The organism is Methylobacterium sp. WL18, assembly GCF_008040015.1.
Taxonomy (GTDB): domain Bacteria; phylum Pseudomonadota; class Alphaproteobacteria; order Rhizobiales; family Beijerinckiaceae; genus Methylobacterium; species Methylobacterium mesophilicum.
This window is the reverse complement of record NZ_VRVD01000866.1, coordinates 1-1,579: the sequence shown is the minus strand read 5'-3', so window position 1 is coordinate 1,579 and position 1,579 is coordinate 1. Positions and strand designations below refer to the sequence as shown.

At 64.3% G+C, this 1,579-nt stretch carries 1 protein-coding gene and 2 pseudogenes; 1 reads left to right on the top strand and 2 read right to left on the bottom strand.

Going from position 1 to position 1,579, the window contains the following annotated elements; genetic code table 11:
* A pseudogene (locus FV228_RS29150) lies at window positions 1–202 on the bottom strand (sugar transferase); the annotation flags it as partial.
* Between the two features lie 715 nt (window positions 203–917).
* On the bottom strand, window positions 918–1,082 hold the full coding sequence (locus tag FV228_RS33525; protein ID WP_187277964.1) for a hypothetical protein: 165 nt from the start codon (window positions 1,080–1,082) through the stop codon (window positions 918–920).
* Window positions 1,083–1,193: 111 nt separating this feature from the next.
* Between FV228_RS33525 and FV228_RS29145 the strand changes: the two are divergent.
* A pseudogene (locus FV228_RS29145) lies at window positions 1,194–1,579 on the top strand (collagen-like protein); the annotation flags it as partial.

Below are 1,579 nucleotides of genomic sequence, written 5' to 3'. Positions count from 1 at the left end.
AGACCAGCACGGCGATCAGCAGCATCAGCGGCAGCAGCAGGAACAGCGCGGTCGCCGCCACCCCGATGTCGAGCCCGCGCTTGGCCGCCCAGTCGAGCCGAAGCCCCCGCGCCACGAACGGCGTCTCCGGCAGAACCGCCTCCGCAACAGCCTCGGCCGCCTCGCTCACCTGACCGGCAATCTGATCGGCCACGTTCGACATCTCAACCCTATGGTGCGGCGCAGAGGCGCCCTCGGACATCTGGGATTCGGTACGACCCTGCATGGTCTCAGCTCCTCGGTTGAGGCCAATGGCGGGTGGTTAATGATTAGTTACTTCGGGCCTTATAGACGGGGCAAATTGGGCTGACAAGCTGTCAGATATTTTAATTAGCCCCCTTAAACAGGTTATCTTTGTAAAAAAACGCATATGTGGCGGGGATTAAGCCGTCGCGCGCCGGGTTGTCGGGCGAACCTGACGTTCAGTAGTTGCTACGGAATCCCCCAGGGGGTTCGACCGAAACAACGGCTCGAACAACAACTTACGCAATGTTTGATTGTGCGCCGCACAATCGGGCTCGGCATACCTGGCGGGTACCGGCCACGGGTCGAATCGGACGGCCTGGCGCTCATGGTGCAATGCCGCGACACCCCAAACGAACAAGGGGCCGAAACCGTTGCATCGGAAAAAGCAGCAGTCCCGACGACCAGCCCCCGGTCGTCCACCGTGAAGCGCGCAGGACCGACGCGACCGCGAGCCCGGCGCGGGCAACGGTGTCAGAACAAGGACTTAGGGCGACGCCTCCGTTCGCGCCCCGGTCGCTCCACCCTGTCCCGGCGCCCTGACCATGGGAACCGGAACCGCTCTCGCGATGCGGCACGGCCGCGCTCGGACCACGCGGGCAGTGCCGCGAACCCGGATACCGGGCTGTGCGCGATCACACCTGCTCGATGGCATAGACCGCCGACGGACGCGGCCATTCATCGGCCATATTGCGGATGCCTGGCATGCGAATACCGAATTCGGCCGGATACACCGCTAAAACGGAGCTTTTCACATCAAAATTCTCGCGCGTTATTGCGAATTCAGAAGCGAATGGCATTCTGCCGACATGAAGCTCGCGAGACCCGACATGAGTCTATCGCGCCGGCGATGCGCCATGGTGCCAATATTCGTAGGGTCTTTGCTCTGGATCGCTCCGGCGAAAGCCGACATGCGTATCGAGGCCGCGAAAATCACTGCCGGCGACCTCTGGGTGCTGGGCAATGCCGGCGAACCCGACGCCGAGATCACCCTGGACGGGAAGTTCTCGCAGCGCACCGATACCCGCGGTTATTTCGAGTTTCACGTCGTCTATCATCCGGCCACTTGCATCGCGACGCTGCGGACAACCAAGCAGGCGCGCAGCATTGTGGTCGGGGAATGCGGCCAGCAGGCGCCGGGCCTCCCAGGTCCGCCCGGTCCGCGCGGCGAGGCGGGAATCAGGGGTGAGCCCGGCCCGCCGGGCGCGATGGGACCGCCCGGAACGCCGGGGGCCGAGGGCCCCATGGGTGCGCAGGGCGAGCGGGGCCAACAGGGGCAGGAAGGTCCGGTGGGCAG